Consider the following 17,047-nt stretch of genomic DNA (forward strand, 5'->3'; position numbering starts at 1 on the left):
GCGCACATCTTCGGCCCCGCCACCACTCGGGTACCCCCGCGCTCAGCGCAGACGCTGGCTGATCACCTTCGAGACGCCGTCGCCCTGCATCGACACCCCGTACAGCGCGTCGGCGACCTCCATCGTCCGCTTCTGGTGCGTGATGACGATGAGCTGCGAGCTCTCCTGGAGCTCCTCCATGATCCGGATCAGCCGCTGGAGGTTGGTGTCGTCCAGCGCCGCCTCGACCTCGTCCATCACATAGAACGGGCTGGGCCTCGCCTTGAAGATCGAGACCAGCAACGCCACCGCCGTCAGGGACCTTTCGCCGCCGGACAGCAGGGAGAGCCGCTTGACCTTCTTGCCCGGCGGCCGGGCCTCGACATCGACCCCGGTGGTGAGCATGTGGTCGGGATCGGTCAGGATCAGCCGCCCCTCACCGCCCGGGAAGAGGCGCGAGAAGACGCCCTCGAACTCGCGCGCGGTGTCCCGGTACGCCTCGGTGAACACCTGCTCGACCCGCTCGTCGACCTCCTTGACGACCTGGAGCAGATCGGCCCGGGTCTTCTTCAGGTCCTCCAGCTGCTCGGAGAGGAACTTGTGCCGCTCCTCCAGCGCGGAGAACTCCTCAAGGGCGAGCGGATTCACCTTCCCGAGTTGCTGATACGCCCGTTCGGCCGACCGGAGCCGCTTCTCCTGCTCGGCCCTGACGAACGGCCTCGGCAGGTTACGCGGATGCTCCGGGTCCTCCGGCAGCTCCTCGCCCTCGGCGGGCGGCGACGGCGGCACCGGCTGGTCGGGGCCGTACTCCGCCACCAGACCGGCCGGCTCGACGCCCAGCTCCTCCAGCGCCCTGGTCTCCAGCTGCTCCACCCGCAGCCGCTTCTCGGCACCCAGCACCTCACCCCGGTGCACCGAGTCCGTCAGCTTGTCCAGATCCCCCTTGAGGTCCCGGCCGCGCAGCCGCTCCGCGGCCAGCTCGCGCTCCCGCTCCCCCTTGGACGCCTCGGCCGCCGCCCGCTCCCGCTCCGCCCGTACGACGGACACCTCGACGTGCGCGAGGAGCTGCCGGGCCCCCGACGCCACGGCCGCCGCCACCTCCGCCTCGTGGCGCAGCCGGGCCCGCCGCCGCTCGGCCCGGACCCGCGCCTCGCGCTCGGCGCGCGCGGCCCGGTCCAGCGAGTCGGCGCGCCCGGCGAGGGCCTTGACGCGTTCCTCGTGCGTACGGACCTGGAGGCGGGCCTCCATCTCGGTCTGGCGGGCGTTGGCACCGTCGGCCGCGAGCCGGTCGCGCACGCCGGTGTCCGGTTCGTCGTCGGCACCGTCCCCGGCCGCCTCCTCCGCGACGAGCAGCCGCTCGGCCAGCTCCTCCGCCTCCTCGGTGGCCCGCTCCAGCGCCTCCTGGGCCCGGGCGGCGGAGGCGTCCATGCGCTCGGCCTCACCGGCGGCGCCCCGCGCCTGTCCGGCGAGCCGCCCGAGCTGCTGGGCAACGCCCGCCCGCTCCCGCTCGGCGGCGCGGCGCCGCTCCCCCAACTCCTCCACCAGCGCCGCCGACCCGGTCCGCCGCCCGGCCGCGAGCCGCTGGGCCTCGGCCAGTTCGGTGCACCGCACGGCGAGCCCGGCGAGTTCGACGGCGGCCTCGTCCACGGACGCCTGTACTTCGAGGAGGCTGGGCGCCCCGGCGGAGCCGCCGTGCGCGAAGTGGGCGGAGAGCAGGTCGCCCTCGCCGGTCACCGCGGTCAGCTCGGGGTGCGCGGCGACCAGGTCCTCGGCGTCCTCCAGGGTCGCGACGACCACCATGTCCCGGACCAGCCTGCGGACGGCGGCCACCAGCTCGACGGGGCCGCTGACGAGATCGGCGACGTGGGCGGCGGAGCCGCCGGTGGGGGCGAGGGCCTGCACGGTGTGCACGGGGTCCGGCGCCCGCGTCGCCGGTACGGCCTCCGCCGCTCCCCCGTCCTCCGTGCTCCGGCCGGGAAGCGCGACATGCGGGGCGGCCCCGTGGTGCGGCGGGTGTGCCGAGGTGCCCTGGCCCGGTACGTGCCCGGCCGCGTCGCCGTCCCCGGTGGCGGCCCGCGCCGGCCCGCCCAAAAGCAGCGCCGCGCGGCCCGCGTCCTGCTTGCGCAGCAGCCGGATCGCCTCGGCCGCCGTGGCCGGGTCCGTGACCGCGACCGCGTCCGCCGCCGCGCCCAGCGCCGCCGCCACCGCGACCTCGTGGCCCGGGGCCACCGTCAGCAGTTCGGCGGCGGGCCCGAGCAGGCCGGTGAGCCGGTCGTGGGCCCCGAGCAGCGCCCCGGTGCCGTCCTTGCGCCGCAGCCCGAGGGCGAGCGCGTCGTGCCGGGCCGCGACGGCGGCGCGCTGCCGTTCGGCCGCGGTGGCCTCCTCGCGGGCCCGGGAGTGCGCCGCCTCGGCCTCCTTCAGCGCGCGGCGGGCGGCTTCGTGCTGCTCGCCGAGCTCGGTGTCCCCGGCGTCCAGGCCGTCGACCTCGGCCTTCAGCTCCTCGTACTCCTCCTGCGCGGCGACGGCCCGCTCCCGGGCCTCGTCGCGCGAGGCGGAGAGCCGGTCGATCTCCGCCTGGGCCGAAGCGGCGCGGCTGCGGGCGGCGTTGACCTGGCCGTGCAGCCGGGCGAGCCCTTCGCGGCGGTCGGCCAAGGCGCGCGCGGCGTCCTTGAGGCGGCGCTCCTCGGCCGCCAACTCGCGCTCCAGCTCCTGGCGGTGGGAGGCGGTGTCGTCCAGCGCGTGCTCGGCCGCTTCCAGGGCGGCGGTCAGCTCGGCCTCCTGCTCGCGGACGCGGGCGGCCTCGCGTTCCATGTCCTCGGGGTCGCGGCCGCGGCGCTCCTCCTCGGGCGGGGCGGTGGCGCTCTTCACCCGGGCGTCGGCCAGCGAGATCGTGCCGCGTACCCGTTCGGCGAGCTGCGAGAGCTCGTACCAGGTCTGCTGGGCGCGCTGGAGCCGGGGCGTCAGCCGCCGTACCTGGTCCTCCAGTTCGGCCTCGCGGGCGAGGGCTGCCTTGAGCTCCGCCTCGGCGGCCTCCCGGCGCTGCTTGAGCGCGGCCTCGTCGGCGATCTCGCTGCGCAGGGCGGTGCGCAGCGTCACGAGGTCGTCGGCGAGGAGGCGCAGCCGGGCGTCGCGCAGGTCGGCCTGGATGACGGCGGCGCGGCGGGCCACGGCCGCCTGCCGGCCGAGGGGTTTCAGCTGTCTGCGCAGCTCGTCGGTGAGGTCCTGGACCCTGGCGAGGTTCGCGCCCATCGCGTCCAGCTTCCGCAGCGCCTTCTCCTTGCGCTTGCGGTGCTTGAGGACGCCGGCCGCCTCCTCGATGAAGGCGCGGCGGCCCATGGGATCGGCGTGCAGGACGGAGTCCAGCTGGCCCTGGCCGACGATGACGTGCATCTCGCGGCCGATACCGGAGTCGGAGAGGAGTTCCTGGATGTCCAGGAGCCGGCAGGTGTCGCCGTTGATCTGATATTCGCTGCCGCCGTTGCGGAACATGATCCGCGTCAGGGTGACTTCGGCGTATTCGATGGGCAGGGCGCCGTCGGAATTGTCGATGGTCAGCGAGACCTCGGCCCGGCCCAGCGGCGGACGGCCGGTGGTGCCGGCGAAGATCACGTCTTCCATCTTGCCGCCGCGCAGGGATTTCGCGCCCTGTTCACCCATGACCCAGGAGAGCGCGTCCACCACATTGGATTTGCCCGACCCGTTCGGCCCGACGACGCAGGTGATACCGGGTTCGAACCGCAGCGTCGTGGCGGAGGCGAACGACTTGAAACCGCGCAGGGTCAGGGCCTTGAGGTGCACGCCGCCGGACTCTACCTTTCGCTCTCGGTTTCGCTGATGAAAGTGCAGGGCACATCAGACGGTAAGGGAAGGGGTGTACGTCCGGGGCGGGACCTGCGCGAGGCGGCGGAAAAGAAAGAAGGGACGCCGAAGCGTCCCCTGTGATTCTGCGGATGAGGCGGTACCGCACGTATGCCCGCGGCCTGACGGAGAATGCGGGTGTGCCGTGCGGGTCAGGTCGCCGTGCGGGTCAGGTGAGTGCCGGCTCCGCCTGGGGTACGTCGATGTCGATGCTGTCGAGCAGCGACTGGTGCTGGGCGGCGGCGTTGAGCGCGTCGTTCTCGTCCTGAATCCTTACGAGCTCGGATTCGAGGTCTTGGACGCGCTGCTGGAGCCGTCGCATCTCGGCGAGGAGTCGCGGGTCGGAACCGCCGACGTAACCGAGAAGCGCCTTTGCCATGATGGATGGTCCTCCACAATGAGTGACCGACCGATACGGTGTGGGTCGTGAGGGATCGCACCCGCGGTGTTCGGCAGTGCTCGCTGTCACTGCTGTCCTACTGCCTACCAGCTCTGCCGAACAGCTGAGGTGCGCGGGGATTTCAGAGTCTCACCAAAAAGTTTGACGGTCAACACGATCACACCCCACAGAGGCGGGCGTCCCGGGGCGCGCGGCGAGACGATCATGCGGCGCGGCTCTCCGACGGGGCCCTCAGGGGTACGGAGATCATCCTTAGGGCGGCAGCCTGGCATGCCGGCCGAATCTTGGCAACCATCAAGACATTCCGCAGGTCATTTCATGTGTACGCGCGACGGGGGCGCTTGCCGTCACCGCCCGCCGCGCATCGAACACGGGCCCCTTTCGGGGGCCTTTCGGGAGCGGTCTCAGCGGATCGCGAATCCCTCGTATCCGCCGCGCGGCGTGTCCCATATCTCAGTGACGCCGTCAACGCGGCCGGGTGTGTCGTCCGAGCGGAGCCAGTCGAGAAGACGGTGGCAATTCTCACGCGGGCCCTCCGCCACGACCTGTACGCGGCCATCGTCCAGATTCAGCGCGAAACCGGTGAGGCCACCGATCTCCAAAGCGTTTGCCCTGGTGAACCAGCGAAAGCCTACTTGCTGTACTCGGCCGCGTACCCAAGCGGTGAGCCGTGCATCTTCGTTCATGCCCGAACGCTATCGGTCACATTGCTTTCGGAGCACGTCCCGGCGAATCGCCATGGCGTACAGTCCCCTCGCAAAAGCTTCACTCGTTCGGGTGAGCACGGGCGCCGATAACGGCGTCCAGGTCGTCAGAAGGGCACAGCAGATGGGACGCCATCGACGCAGCGCCGCAGCCCCCGCCGCCGAGGAGCAGGCGGACGGGGCCTCGGCCCGGCACCGCGGGGCGGGCCGCAAAAAGCGGTCCGCGATCCCCGTGCGCACCGGACTCATAGGTGTCTCGGCGGCCATGGCCGTCGGCGCCGTCGCCGTGGCGTCGGGCCTGCTGCCCGGCGGGGACAGCTACACCGTGGGCGGCGGTCCGGCCGCCGACCAGATCCGCTCCCACGCCGCCCCGGACCTGCTCACCCAGGGGGGCATCACCGCGTCGCCCTCCGACCGCGCCTCCGCTTCCACCCCGGCGAGCCGCGGAACCGACCGCCCCGCGGCGCCCAAGAAGTCGCATTCCGCGACGTCGAAGCCCTCCGGTTCGGCCTCGCCCAGCGCCTCCCACTCGCCTTCCGCTTCGGCCTCCGCCTCCGCCTCGCCCTCGAAGACGGCCACGCCCTCCACGTCCGCCTCGCCGTCGAAGACCGCGTCCGGCAAGAAGGCGTCGGCCCAGAAGAAGGAGTCGGCCAAGCCGTCCTCCTCGTCCTCGAAGGCCCCGGCCATCAAGGCCGCGAAGAGCTCGGCGCCGGCCGCCCCGAAGTCCTCCGCGCCGGCCCCGTCGAAGAGCAGCGCACCGACGACCACCGCCGCCTCGGCCCAGGCCGCGATCCTGGCCCTCGTGAATGAGGAGCGCGGCAAGGTCGGCTGCAGCCCGGTCACCGCCAGCGCCTCGCTCGCCTCGCTCGCCCAGGGCTTCAGCGACGACATGGCGGCGCGCGGCTTCTTCGACCACACCGACCCCGACGGCAAGACCCCCTGGGACCGGGCGGACGCGGCCGGTGTCCCGGGCCTCGGCGGCGAGAACATCGCCCGCGGACAGGCCGACGCGCAGGCCGTGATGGACGCCTGGATGAACAGCGACGGCCACCGGGCAAACATTCTCAACTGCGATTACAAGACGCTCGGCGTCGGCGTCCACTACGGGGCCGGCGGCCCCTGGTGGACCCAGGACTTCGGCTTCTGACCCGTACCACCGTCGTACCCACCACCTCGTACGCCCCACGCGCCTCCCCCGGATCACACTGACTCAGGGAAAGCGCTGTGCGGGCGTACGCTGGTTTCATGGACCAGAGCATCGCACCGGAGACGTCGGCGGAGGACGCCCTGCCCTTCGACGTGTTCTCGAAGCAGTGCCCCTCGCGCGGGCTCCTCGAACACGCCACAGGCCGCTGGGGCAGCCTCACGCTCGGCGCGCTGTACGAGGGCAGCCTCCGGTTCAACGCGCTGCGCCGCAAGGTCGACGGGGTGAGCGAGAAGATGCTGTCCCAGACGCTGCACGCGCTGGAGCGGGACGGCCTGGTGCACCGCGAGGCCCAGCTCACCAACCCGCCCCGGGTGGACTACGAGCTCACCCCGCTGGGCCACGAGGTCGCGGAGCGGCTGCTCGGCCTGATCCACTTCGTGGAGGGCCGGATGCCCGAGGTCCTGGCGGCCCGGGCCCGCTACGACGCCCGCGAAAACTAGGGCCGCACGCGCGGCGGGCGCTGGCAGCGGGGGCAGTAGTAGCTGGACCGGTTCATCCAGGGGCGCCGCGCCATCGGCGTACCGCAGCGGTGGCACGGCTCACCCTCGCGGCCGTAGGCGTCGAGCGAGCGGTCGAAGTAGCCCGACTCGCCGTTCACGTTCACATAGAGGCTGTCGAAGCTGGTGCCGCCCTGGGCCAGGGCGGCGTTCATCACATCCCGGACGTGGCTCAGGAGTTCGGCGGACTGGGGGCGGGTGAGCGTCGCCGTCGGCCGGTCGTAGTGCAGCCGGGCGCGCCACAGCGCCTCGTCCGCGTAGATGTTGCCGACCCCGCTGATCAGCGACTGGTCGAGCAGGGCGCGCTTGACCGTCGTACGCCGCAGCCGCAGCGCCGTGTGGAAGGCGGCGTCATCGAAGGCCGGGTCCAGGGGGTCGCGGGCGATGTGCGCGATGATGTCGGGCAGCCCGTCCGGGGTGTTCTCGTGGAGCGAGAGCCCGCCGAAGGTGCGCTGGTCCACGAAGCGCAGCTCGGTGCCGACCGCGTCGGCGAACCTGATCCTGACCCGCAGATGCCTCTCGTCCGGTGCCCCCTCGGGCTGGACGAGCAGCTGACCGCTCATGCCCAGGTGGCCGAGGAGCGAGCCGGCGGCCTCGTCCAGCGGCACCCACAGATACTTGCCCCGGCGCATCGCCGTCCCGAACCGCGCCCCCGTGAGCCGGGCCGCGAAGTCCACGCCGCCCGCGAGGTGGCGGCGGACCGCGCGCGGGTGCAGGACCTCGACCTCACCGGCCGTCCGCCCGGCGACCCAGCGCTCCAGACCTCGGCGGACGACTTCGACCTCGGGCAGTTCGGGCACGGGGAGGCTCCTGGGACGAGAGGCGTACAGGGAAAGGGAGAACCCCCCGGCGCACGGCGGCGCCGGGGGGTTCTCCGCAGGTCAGGCCGGAGCGACGTCCGTGGACGACGCGGGGTCGGCAGGGGTGTCGGCGGCCCCTCCGTCGGCGGCGGCCTTCGCCCCCGCCTCCCGCGCCTCCGCGGCGGCGGTGATCTCCCGCCAGGCGGACTCGGCCGCCTGCTGCTCCGCTTCCTTCTTGCTACGGCCGGTGCCGGTGCCGTACGAGACACCACCGACGCGGGCGGCAGCAGTGAAGGTCTTCTCGTGATCCGGGCCGGTCTCCGTGACGAGGTACTCGGGGACTCCGAGGCTCTCGCTCGCGGTGAGCTCCTGGAGGCTGGTCTTCCAGTCCAGGCCGGCGCCGAGGTGCGAGGACCTGTCGATCAGCGGGTCGAAGAGCCGGTGAACCAGCTCGGACGCCGCGTCGAGGCCCTGATCGAGATAGACCGCACCGATCACCGCTTCCAGGGTGTCGGCAAGGATGGATGCCTTGTCCCGGCCTCCCGTGCCCTCTTCACCTCGGCCGAGCCGGATGAAGGAGCCGAGTTCGAGGCCGCGGCCCACCTCCGCAAGCGCACGCGAGTTGACCACCGCGGCCCGCAACTTGGCCAGCTGGCCTTCGGGCAGGTCGGGGTGGGTTCGGTACAGCGTGTCCGTGACCACCAGACCGAGCACGGAGTCCCCGAGGAACTCCAGCCGCTCGTTGGTGGGCAGACCGCCGTTCTCGTACGCGTACGAACGGTGGGTCAGCGCACGCACCAGAAGGGCGGACTCGAGTTGGTACCCGAGCCGCCCTTCCAGAAGCGTGTGGGACGAGGCTGTGTTGACGTTGTCTGCCTGCTTCTTGGCGTGGGACAACTCAGACATCGGGCCTCTCACCAGCCGCTCAGACCTCGAGGACCTGGCGCTTGTTGTACGTGCCGCAGCTGGGGCACGCGATGTGCTGCAGCTTCGGCTCCTGGCAGCGCTCGCACGAAACCAGGGTGGGGACCGCAGCCTTCCACTGCGACCGGCGGTGGCGCGTGTTGCTGCGCGACATCTTCCGCTTCGGAACAGCCACGGCTACTTCTCCTGCTTCTTGTCGACGCCAGGTGCGGCGCCGCCCATGTTGTCCTTCTCGCCGTCCTGAACGGTCTCGGCGAGTCCTTGCAGTGCCGCCCAACGAGCGTCGACGGCATCGTGGTGGTGGCCCGGATTCTCGTCCAGCCCGACTCCGCACTCGGAGCACAGACCGGCACAGGATTCCTTGCACACCGGCTGCATCGGCAGTGCGAGCACCACCGCATCACGCAGCACCGGCTCGAGGTCGAACAGACCGTCCTCGAGGAAAAGCCTGTCCTCGTCGTCCTCGGCGTCGTCGGCCGGATCCGCGGGCTTGCCGTGGTTCCGGTCATCGGCGTCAGGGTACGAGAACATCTCCTGGAAGTCCGCCTCGACCTCGCGGCTCAGCGGCTCCAGACACCTTACGCACTCCCCCTCGACCGTCGCACGGGCGGTCCCGGTCACGAGCACGCCCTCCATGACGGATTCGAGACGGAGGTCCAGCTTCACCGGCGCGCCCTGCGGCACTCCGATGACGTCGCCGATCCCGAGGTCGGCGGGGGCGTCCGCTGTGCGGGTCAGCCGCTTCATGGCACCCGGACGCCGGCCCAGCTCGTGCGTATCGAACACGAGGGGGTTTCGGTGGTCGAGGTGGCCGTTCAGGGCTTCTCCTGCTTTCGGATCGAACGCGTCACGCGTGGTGGGAGGGGCCGGCCCGTCCGGAGTCGAAGCGGGCAGCCGGGATCGCGGACATACGCGCGACCGAAGAGCCAGGATACTGGACACACCGCCCAGCTCCCAATCCGGGCCCTTCCGGCGGTCAGCGTTCCTGTTCGTAACGGCGCAGCTGGTCCAGGTCGATCATGCTGGTGTCGAAAAGACTGGTCTCGTCCAGGGCGGCGTCGCCGTGCTGCGGAAGGGACTGCTGGGGCTGGGGCTGGGCCTGCTGCTGCCAGGCGTCGTAGCCCTGCTGCTGCTGGTAGGCCGCGTACGGGTCGGGCTGCTGCTGGTAGCCGTAGACGTCCTGCGGGTACGCGTCCTGCTGCTGGTCCTGGTAGCCGTAGCCCTGGGCGTACTGCGGCTCCGGCTGGGCGTACTGCGGCTCGGCCTGGTGCGGGATCGGGAGCGGCTGCGGGGCCGCGACCTCGGCCAGTCCGGCCCAGTGGTCCTCGTCACTGGTGTGCCCCTGGTCACCGGCCGCGTCCTGGGCGGCGATGTGCGCGCCGAGCTCGTCGGTGGCGACCCGGCCGTGCAGCTTCTGCCGGCCCCGGCCGACGGCCTCCAGGGTCTTGGCGAGCACCGCCTCGAAGGCGCCGAGCTTGGTGTCCACGTACGCGTCGGCGCGCTCGCGGAGCGTGTCCGGGTCGGTGCTGCGCTCGGGGGCCTCGGCGAAGTCCGGGTCCTCGTAGCCCTGGGCGTCGAAGCCCTGGCCGCGGCCCAGGAGCTTCTCGCGGCCCCGGTCGACGGAGCCGATGGTCTTGGTGAGGACGACCTCGAAGTTGGCGAGCTTGCTGTCGACGTACTCGTCGGCCTCGGCGCGGACCTCGTCGGCCTCCTGGCGGGCCTCGGCGAGGATGCGGTCCGCCTCGGCCTGGGAGCGCCGGGCGATCTCGGTGTCGGAGATCAGGGAGGTGCGCTCGGCGTGGGCGTTCTCGATGATGCGGCCGGCCTCCTGGCGGGCCTGCTCGACCAGCTGCTCGTGGCCGCCGATGACCTCGGCCGCCTGGGCGAGCGAGCCGGGCAGGGCCTCGCGTACCTCTTCGAGCATCGCGAGCAGGTCGGCGCGGTTGACCACGCAGGACGCCGACATGGGCATGGACCGGGCGTTCCCGACCGTCGCGACGATCTCGTCCAGCTTCTTCTGCACGTCCACCGTGTGCTCGCCACTCTCTACTGCCGGTTGGAGACGGACGGGACGACTGTACGGCCAGTCGGCGCCCGCCCGACACCTGCGGTGCGTGACGCTGACGCGCTGTCAGTGGCTCAGCGCTGTGCGAGGCGTTCGGTCAGGGCCCGCTGGACGACCGGCGGCAGCAGGTGGGAGACGTCGCCGCCCCAGGCCGCGACCTCCTTGACCAGGGAGGACGACAGGAAGCTGTAGGTGGGGTTGGTGGGCACGAAGAGCGTCTCGACGCCGGAGAGCCCGTTGTTCATCTGGGCCATCTGGAGTTCGTAGTCGAAGTCGCTGACGGCCCGCAGGCCCTTCACGATCGCCGGGATGTCGCGCTGCTTGCAGAAGTCCACGAGCAGGCCGTGGAAGGACTCGACCTGGACGTTGCCGAACTCGGCGGTGACCTCGCGGATGAGCTCGATCCGCTCCTCGACCGTGAACAGGCCCTTCTTGGACTGGTTGATCATCACCGCGACGTGCACGACGTCGTACAGCTTCGAGGCTCGGCCGATGATGTCGAGATGTCCGTTGGTGATGGGGTCGAACGACCCCGGGCATACGGCGCGGCGCAACTTGATTCCCTCGCTCTCCGGTCCGGTCATCGTGCGTCTTCGCACGTGGCGGCGGCGCGACCGTACCAAAGCGTTCCCTCGCCGTAGCGACGGGCCCGCAATGGCTCGAAACCCTTGGGCCAGCTGAATTCTCCGCCTCTGGTGCTGCGTTCCACGGTGACGAGTGCGTCGCCCGTGAGCCACCCCTGCGTACGGAGTGTGAGCAGGATCTCCCCAAGATCGTCGTCGGTGACGGCGTACGGCGGGTCCAGGAAGACCACGTCGTACGGCTCCGCCGGTGCCGGACCCGTCACGATCTGTTCGGCTTTGCCGCCGCGGACCTCGGCGCCGGTCAGGCCGAGGGTGCGGGCGTTGTCCTGGACGGTGCGCAGGGCCTTGGCGTCGGCCTCCACGAGCAGGGCGTGGGCGGCGCCCCGGGAGAGCGCTTCGAGGCCGACGGCGCCGGAGCCGGCGTAGAGGTCGGCGATCCGGATGCCGTCGAGGGTGCCCAGGAGTGCCTGCCAGGTGGAGAACAGGCCCTCGCGCGCGCGGTCGGATGTGGGCCGGGTGCCGGTGCCGGGCGGGACGGCCAGGCGGCGTCCGCCGGCCACGCCTGCGATCACGCGGGTCATGGGTGACTGGTCCTCGGGTCGGGGCGGCGCGCGGGGTGCCGTGGGCGCCGTACCTCCCACGATATGGCGTCGGGGAGGGCGGGGCGCCCCGGGCTTCCCGGGGCGGGCGGGCTCACCCCTTGTCCAGGTACTCCTCGCGCTCCTTGTCGAGCAGGGCGTCCAGGGCGGTGCGCAGCTCGGGCAGGTGCGCGAGCTCGGGGTCGGCGGCGACCACGGCGACGGCCTCCTGGCGGGCGGCGGCGATGACCTCCTCGTCATCGATGACGTTGAGGACGCGCAGCGAGGAGCGCACCCCGGACTGGGCCTGGCCGAGCACATCGCCCTCGCGGCGCTGTTCGAGGTCGATGCGGGAGAGCTCGAAGCCGTCCAGGGTCGCGGCGACGGCGGAGAGCCGGGCGCGGGCGGGGCTTGCCTCGTGGGCCTCGGTGACCAGCAGGCAGAGTCCCGGGGCGGAGCCGCGGCCGACCCGGCCGCGCAGCTGGTGCAGCTGGGAGACGCCGAAGCGGTCGGCGTCCATGATGACCATCGCGGTGGCGTTGGGGACGTTGACGCCGACCTCGATGACGGTGGTGGCGACCAGGACGTCGACGTCGCCGGCGGCGAAGCGGCGCATCACGTCGTCCTTGTCGTCGGGCTGCATCCTGCCGTGCAGCACCTCGACGCGCAGTCCGTGCAGGGGGCCCTTGGCGAGCTGTTCGGCGATCTCCAGGACGGCGAGCGGCGGGCGCTTGTCGCCTTCCTCCTCCGCGGCCGCCTTCTTCCCCTTCTTCTTGGCGGGGTCGTCCTCGTCGTCGCCGATGCGGGGGCAGACGACGTACGCCTGGTGGCCGTTCTCCACCTCCTCGCGGACGCGTTCCCAGGCGCGGCTGAGGAAGTGCGGCTTGTCCTTGGCGGGTACGACGTGGCTGGCGATGGGCGAGCGGCCGGCCGGGAGCTGGTCGAGGACGGAGGTCTCCAGGTCCCCGAAGACGGTCATGGCGACGGTACGGGGAATGGGCGTCGCGGTCATGACGAGGAGGTGGGGCGACCTCCTTTCCCCCTGGGAGTGCGCCTTCGACCTGAGGGCGTCGCGCTGCTCGACCCCGAAGCGGTGCTGTTCGTCCACGACGACCAGGCCCAGGTCGTGGAACTTGACCTTGTCCTCGATCAGGGCGTGCGTCCCGATGACGATGCCGGCCTCGCCGGTGACCAGGTCGAGCAGGGCCTGCCGGCGGGCGGCGGTGCCCATGGACCCGGTGAGCAGGACGACCTTGGTGCCCTGTTCGGCCCCGCCCAGCATGCCGCCCTCGGCGAGCTCCCCCATCATCTCGGTGATCGAGCGGTGGTGCTGCTGGGCCAGGACCTCGGTGGGGGCGAGCATGGCGGCCTGGCCGCCCGCGTCGACCACGGCGAGCATGGCGCGCAGGGCCACCATGGTCTTCCCGGAACCCACCTCGCCCTGGAGGAGGCGGTGCATCGGGTGTTCGGTGGCGAGGTCGTCGAAGATCTCCTTGGAGACCTTCTGCTGGCCGTCGGTGAGGGTGAACGGCAGCTTCGCGTCGAAGGCGTCGAGGAGGCCGTTGGGGGCGGGCCTGCGGGCGACGGCGGGGAGCTGGGTGTCGGCGTACCTGCGGCGGGCCAGGGCGACCTGGAGGACGAACGCCTCGTCCCACTTGAGCCGGTCCTGGGCCGCCGCCACGTCGGCCTTGGTGGCCGGGCGGTGGATCTTGAGCAGGGCCTCGGGCAGCGAGGTGAGGCCGCGCCCCTCGCGCAGGGCTTCGGGGAGCGGGTCGACGGCCTCCCGGGCGCTGGGCAGCACCGCGTCGACCGCCTTGGCGATCCGCCAGGAGTCGAGCTGCTTGCAGGCGGGGTAGATCGGCAGCAGCTTGCCCGCGAAGGCGTCCACGGCCTCGGTCGCCTCGGCGTCGTCCGCGGAGGAGGCGTCGAGCAGCTGGTACGTGGGGTGGGCGAGCTGCATCTTGCGGTTGAAGGCGGAGACCTTGCCGGCGAACATCGCGCGCCGGCCGGGCAGCAGGTCCTTGTGCGGTTTGTGGACGCCGTGGCCGAAGAAGACGAGCTGGAGGCGGCCGTGGCCGTCGGTGAGGGTCACTTCGAGGCGCTTGCCGCGTCCGCCGTTGAAGGTGAGCACGCGGGCGTCGGCGACCTGGGCGACGACCGTGACGTGCTCGTCCAGCGGGAGGTCGGTCAGCGCCGTGAGCCGGCCGCGCTCCTCGTACCGGCGCGGGTAGTGATGGAGGAGATCACCGACCGTGTGCAGGTCGAGGTGTTCGGCCATCACCTTCGCGGTGGGTCCGCCGAGCAGCTTCTTGAGGGGTTCTTCGAACGCAGACACGCGATCCATTGCACACCACGGCAGTGACAGTTGTCCGTCGGGCGCCGCCCGGCCCCGTCGTCGCGCCGGGTGCTACTCGACGCCGATCAGCAGCGGCGCGCCCTGGTGGCCGCCCCGGTAGGTGGTGGTGTCCACCGCCAGGTGGCCGTCGCGGACGTGCTGTTCCAGGGCTTCGGCCAGCGTGGGCGGGGTGTTCTCGCCCAGGACCAGGGTGACCAGTTCACCGCCGGCCGCGAGCATCCGGTCCAGCACCTTGCGGGCGGTGCCGGGGACGTCCTGGCCGATGACCGCCACGTCGCCGTCGATGAGGCCGAGGATGTCCCCGGCCTGGCAGATGCCCGCCGTGGTCCAGGACTGCCGTTCGGCGACGGCCAGTTCGGCGTAGCGGGTGGCGCCGGCGGCCGAGGTCATGGCGACCACGTCCTCGTCGAAGCTGCGGTCCGGCTCGTGGACGGCGAGGGCCGCGATGCCCTGGACCGCGGCCCGGGTCGGGATGACGGCGACCCGGACGCCCTGGGCCCTGGCCTGTTCGGCGGCGGCGGCCGCGGTGTGCCGCAGGTCCGCGTCGTTCGGGAGGAGGACCACCTCGCGGGCGTGGGCGCGGTGGACGGCTTCGGCCAGTTCGCCGCTGGCGGGCGGTTCGCCGGGCCGGGCGAGCACGGTCGTCGCGCCGGCCTCCCGGCAGAGGGCGGCGAGACCGTCGCCCGGGACGACCACGACGACCGCGCGCCGGGCGGGTTCGGGGCGGGCGTGGGCGCGGTCGGCGGCGAAGTGGGTGATGCGGATGCGGTACGGCCGGCCGGCCTCGACGCCCGCCTCGACCGCGGCGCCGGCGTCGTCCACATGGACGTGGACGTTCCACAGCCCGTCGCCGCCGACCACCACCAGGGAGTCGCCGAGGGCGTCCAGCCGGGCGCGCAGCCGCTCGACGGCCTCGTCGCCCGCTTCCAGCAGGTAGATCACCTCGAAGGCGGGGCCGCCCCCGTCCCCGTCGTCGCCCGCCGGGCACTCCGCGTCGCCCACCGGGACGAACGGGACCGGGGTCTCGTACGGCCGCTCCGGGCCCCGCCCCGAGACGGCTTCGACCAAGGCGCCGAGCAGGGTGACCAGGCCGCGCCCCCCGGCGTCGACCACCCCGGCCCTGGCGAGGGCGGGGAGCTGTCCGGGCGTCGCGTCCAGCGCGGTGCGGGCGCCCTCGTAGGCGGCCCGGGCCACCTCGGCCGTGTCCGCGCCGGGGGCGGCCTGTGCGGCGGCGGCCGCGGCCCGGTCCGCGACGGTGAGGACGGTGCCCTCGACGGGGTGGGCGACGGCCTCGCGGGCCCAGGCGGCGGCCCGGTCGAGGGCGAGGCGCATCCGGTCGCCGCCGGTGCCCTCCGCGAGGACGCCGGCCATGCCGCGCAGGAGCTGGGCGAGGATCGTGCCGGAGTTGCCGCGGGCGCCGATGAGGGCGCCGTGGGCCATGGCCCGTACCGCGTCGGCGGCGGAGGGCACCGAGGTGCCGGTCTCGTGGGCGGCGAAGACCGCTTCGACGGCGGCCGCCGCGGATTCCACGGTCAGGTAGAGGTTGGTGCCGGTGTCCCCGTCGGCGACGGGATAGACGTTGATCGCGTCGATCGCCTCCCGCTCCCGGCCGAGCGCTTCGAGGGCCAGGGAGCACCAGCTCCGTACCGCGACGGCATCCGGTTCGTCGGCGGTCTGCGGCACCTCGGGTCCTCCTCGGACGGGACTCGGAACGGGGACTCGTGCACGGGGGCGGGGCGGCTGGCTGCACCGCAGATTAGCCCCGGTCGGAGGGTGCGGGCGGTCCGGGGGCGGGGAGGGCGGGGGCGGAAGACATGGTAGTTTCGTATCTCCGGAGCAGGCGTTGTATGCTGCTTCGGTTGCCCGACGAAAGTCGGGACATTCCCCCGGTACCGCCACTTCAGTCAATGAATCCGGCGTGCCGGAATTCACTGTAAGTGCACCTGAAGTTTTGGAGTGACCCGTGGCTGCCAACTGCGACGTTTGTGGCAAGGGCCCGAGCTTCGGCAACAGCATTTCGCACTCGCACCGCCGTACGTCTCGTCGCTGGAACCCCAACATCCAGCGCGTGCGTGCCGTGGTCGGTCGGACGCCGAAGCGGCTCAACGTCTGCACCTCGTGCATCAAGGCCGGCAAGGTCGCGCGCTGACGTTCCCGTCGTAGCGCAGCCCTACCGGTTGCCCGAAAAGCCGGTCCACCTCGGTGGACCGGCTTTTTGCTGTGCCCGTACGGGTCCGCGCCTCCCGGTCAGCCCGCGTCGCGCAGCCGCCAGCCGTGGCGGACCGGGCCGATCCCCGCGCCCAGCGGGAAGCCCGCCTCGATCGCCCCGGTGACGTACGCCTTCGCGGCCCGGACCGCCTCCGGCACCCCGGCGCCCCGCGCCAGATGGCTCGCGATGGCGGAGGCCAGGGTGCAGCCGGTGCCGTGGGTGTGCCGGTTGTCGTGGCGGGGGGCGCGCAGCCAGTGCTCCTCGCTGCCGTCGGTGAGCAGGTCGACGGGCTCACCGGGCAGGTGGCCGCCCTTGATCACGACCCAGCGGGGCCCGTAGGCGAGCAGTGCGCCGGCGGCCCGGCGCATCCCGGCCTCGTCGGTGACGGCGAGGCCCGTGAGCTGCGCCACCTCGTCCAGGTTGGGCGTCGCCACGGTCGCGACGGGGAGCAGCTTCGTACGGACGGATTCCAGGGCGTCGGCGGCGAGGAGCGGGTCGCCGTGCTTGGAGACGCCGACGGGGTCCACGACGACGGGCGCCGCGGTGTCCGCGAGGAGTTCCGCGACGGTCTCCACGAGCGGGGCGGACGCCAGCATCCCGGTCTTGACGGCGTCGACGCCGATGTCGTCCACGACGCTGCGGTACTGGGCGCGGACCGCCTCGGGGGGCAGCTCCCAGGCGCCCTGGACGCCGAGGGAGTTCTGCGCGGTGACGGCGGTGAGCACGCTCATCCCGTGCGTGCCCAGCGCGAGCATCGTCTTGAGGTCGGCCTGGATGCCCGCACCGCCGCCGGAGTCGGATCCGGCGACGGTGAGCACGCGGGGCGGTACGGAGGTGGTTATCGGCATACGCCGCAATCTACTAAGGCGTGTCCGGCGGGTCAGGG

16 protein-coding genes are annotated in these 17,047 nt (G+C 72.3%); 3 read left to right on the forward strand and 13 right to left on the reverse strand.

Annotated elements, in window-relative coordinates:
- Positions 1–42: 42 nt before the first annotated feature.
- The 3 genes from OG867_RS07145 to OG867_RS07155 all read right to left on the reverse strand — a co-directional run bounded on the left by OG867_RS07145 (position 43) and on the right by OG867_RS07155 (position 4,923).
- The gene (locus tag OG867_RS07145; protein WP_406283686.1) at positions 43–3,777 is read right to left on the reverse strand and encodes an AAA family ATPase; all 3,735 of its coding nucleotides are present in this window, start codon (positions 3,775–3,777) and stop codon (positions 43–45) included.
- Positions 3,778–4,006: 229 nt separating this feature from the next.
- The gene (locus OG867_RS07150) at positions 4,007–4,216 is read right to left on the reverse strand and encodes a hypothetical protein (protein ID WP_018521386.1); all 210 of its coding nucleotides are present in this window, start codon (positions 4,214–4,216) and stop codon (positions 4,007–4,009) included.
- A 425-nt stretch (positions 4,217–4,641) separates the two neighbouring features.
- Positions 4,642–4,923 (reverse strand): acylphosphatase, encoded by a 282-nt coding sequence (locus tag OG867_RS07155; protein WP_051093064.1) that lies wholly within the window; start codon positions 4,921–4,923, stop codon positions 4,642–4,644.
- Between the two features lie 142 nt (positions 4,924–5,065).
- Between OG867_RS07155 and OG867_RS07160 the strand changes: the two genes are divergently transcribed.
- Together OG867_RS07160 and OG867_RS07165 are read left to right on the forward strand one after the other, a co-directional pair.
- Positions 5,066–6,088 (forward strand): CAP domain-containing protein, encoded by a 1,023-nt coding sequence (locus OG867_RS07160; RefSeq protein WP_406283689.1) that lies wholly within the window; start codon positions 5,066–5,068, stop codon positions 6,086–6,088.
- Between the two features lie 98 nt (positions 6,089–6,186).
- Positions 6,187–6,588, forward strand: coding sequence for a helix-turn-helix domain-containing protein (locus OG867_RS07165; protein WP_328902620.1), 402 nt, complete (start codon positions 6,187–6,189; stop codon positions 6,586–6,588).
- On the opposite strand, the gene mutM is transcribed toward OG867_RS07165, so the two are convergent.
- The 9 genes from mutM to OG867_RS07210 form a co-directional block, all read right to left on the reverse strand.
- Positions 6,585–7,445 (reverse strand): bifunctional DNA-formamidopyrimidine glycosylase/DNA-(apurinic or apyrimidinic site) lyase, encoded by an 861-nt coding sequence (gene mutM / locus OG867_RS07170; protein WP_328902619.1) that lies wholly within the window; start codon positions 7,443–7,445, stop codon positions 6,585–6,587. The two genes, OG867_RS07165 and mutM, sit on opposite strands and share 4 nt — an antisense overlap.
- An 81-nt stretch (positions 7,446–7,526) precedes the next feature.
- Positions 7,527–8,351, reverse strand: coding sequence for a ribonuclease III (rnc, locus tag OG867_RS07175; RefSeq protein WP_328902618.1), 825 nt, complete (start codon positions 8,349–8,351; stop codon positions 7,527–7,529).
- A 19-nt stretch (positions 8,352–8,370) separates the two neighbouring features.
- On the reverse strand, positions 8,371–8,544 hold the full coding sequence (rpmF, locus tag OG867_RS07180; protein WP_003965982.1) for a 50S ribosomal protein L32: 174 nt from the start codon (positions 8,542–8,544) through the stop codon (positions 8,371–8,373).
- Between the two features lie 2 nt (positions 8,545–8,546).
- Positions 8,547–9,155: a YceD family protein gene (locus OG867_RS07185; protein WP_328904472.1), complete on the reverse strand. Its 609-nt coding sequence runs from the start codon at positions 9,153–9,155 to the stop codon at positions 8,547–8,549.
- A gap of 190 nt (positions 9,156–9,345) precedes the next feature.
- The gene (locus tag OG867_RS07190; RefSeq protein ID WP_406283693.1) at positions 9,346–10,398 is read right to left on the reverse strand and encodes a cell division initiation protein; all 1,053 of its coding nucleotides are present in this window, start codon (positions 10,396–10,398) and stop codon (positions 9,346–9,348) included.
- A gap of 110 nt (positions 10,399–10,508) precedes the next feature.
- A complete protein-coding gene (gene coaD, locus OG867_RS07195; protein ID WP_328904471.1) occupies positions 10,509–10,988 on the reverse strand; it encodes a pantetheine-phosphate adenylyltransferase in 480 nt (159 codons plus the stop codon).
- A gap of 26 nt (positions 10,989–11,014) precedes the next feature.
- Positions 11,015–11,599: a 16S rRNA (guanine(966)-N(2))-methyltransferase RsmD gene (gene rsmD / locus OG867_RS07200; protein WP_328902616.1), complete on the reverse strand. Its 585-nt coding sequence runs from the start codon at positions 11,597–11,599 to the stop codon at positions 11,015–11,017.
- 112 nt (positions 11,600–11,711) lie between these two features.
- A complete protein-coding gene (recG, locus tag OG867_RS07205; protein ID WP_406283695.1) occupies positions 11,712–13,940 on the reverse strand; it encodes an ATP-dependent DNA helicase RecG in 2,229 nt (742 codons plus the stop codon).
- 63 nt (positions 13,941–14,003) lie between these two features.
- Positions 14,004–15,635: a DAK2 domain-containing protein gene (locus tag OG867_RS07210; protein ID WP_406283697.1), complete on the reverse strand. Its 1,632-nt coding sequence runs from the start codon at positions 15,633–15,635 to the stop codon at positions 14,004–14,006.
- A 280-nt stretch (positions 15,636–15,915) separates the two neighbouring features.
- Here OG867_RS07210 and rpmB point away from each other — a divergent pair, with 280 nt between their 5' ends.
- The gene (rpmB, locus tag OG867_RS07215; protein ID WP_003965989.1) at positions 15,916–16,101 is read left to right on the forward strand and encodes a 50S ribosomal protein L28; all 186 of its coding nucleotides are present in this window, start codon (positions 15,916–15,918) and stop codon (positions 16,099–16,101) included.
- Positions 16,102–16,199: 98 nt separating this feature from the next.
- Here rpmB and thiD read toward each other — a convergent pair whose 3' ends face one another.
- Complete coding sequence (thiD, locus tag OG867_RS07220; protein WP_406283700.1) at positions 16,200–17,009, reverse strand: bifunctional hydroxymethylpyrimidine kinase/phosphomethylpyrimidine kinase; 810 nt, start codon at positions 17,007–17,009, stop codon at positions 16,200–16,202.
- Between the last annotated feature and the right edge of the window lie 38 nt (positions 17,010–17,047).

The sequence above is a fragment of the Streptomyces sp. NBC_00209 genome (assembly GCF_045206345.1).
In the GTDB taxonomy this organism is placed as follows: domain Bacteria; phylum Actinomycetota; class Actinomycetes; order Streptomycetales; family Streptomycetaceae; genus Streptomyces.